We start from the raw sequence: 522 nt of genomic DNA on the forward strand, positions 1-522 counted from the left end.
GTTGTCGGCCAGGCAGGTCAGCGCAGCGCGCAAACGATGGTTGCAGGCCCAGCGGAAGGTCACGGCCTTGGACTTGCCCGATTGGTAGGTCACGGGAGCGACGCCGGCTTCGGCGGCCAAGTGCTCGTCGCTTACGAAGCGCTCGCGCACGCTGCCAAGTTCGGCAAGGATCTGCGCGGCGCAGATGCGTCCGGCGCGCGGGAAGCTCATCATGATGCGACCGTCTTCAAGCGAAGCGACATGGTGCTCGATGCGACTGGACAGCAGCTTGATCTGCTCGACCAGACGAGCCAGCGTACGAGCCAGGCAGCGCGCGAGCTCGCCGTTGGCATCCATTTCCAGTTCGGCGCAGACGCTGGCCGGCGCCCCATGGAGCCTTTGCAGCAGTTCATCGGCGCTGCGTCGGCCGCAGTAGGCGTGCTGAGCGCAGAAGCCGGCCATGCGTTTGGGTCCCAGGCGGGCCGCGCTGTCGGGCGTGGGATAGCGCTCGATGAAGGCCAGCGAGATGGGCGAATCCACGTC

At 66.7% G+C, this 522-nt stretch carries 1 protein-coding gene; it reads right to left on the reverse strand.

Going from position 1 to position 522, the window contains the following annotated elements:
* Positions 1-522, reverse strand: a 522-nt coding sequence (locus AC1DTN_RS39165; protein ID WP_477925636.1) for a transposase, incomplete at both ends; no start/stop codon positions are given.

It is taken from the genome of Rhizobium sp. 01T444, from assembly GCF_056398305.1.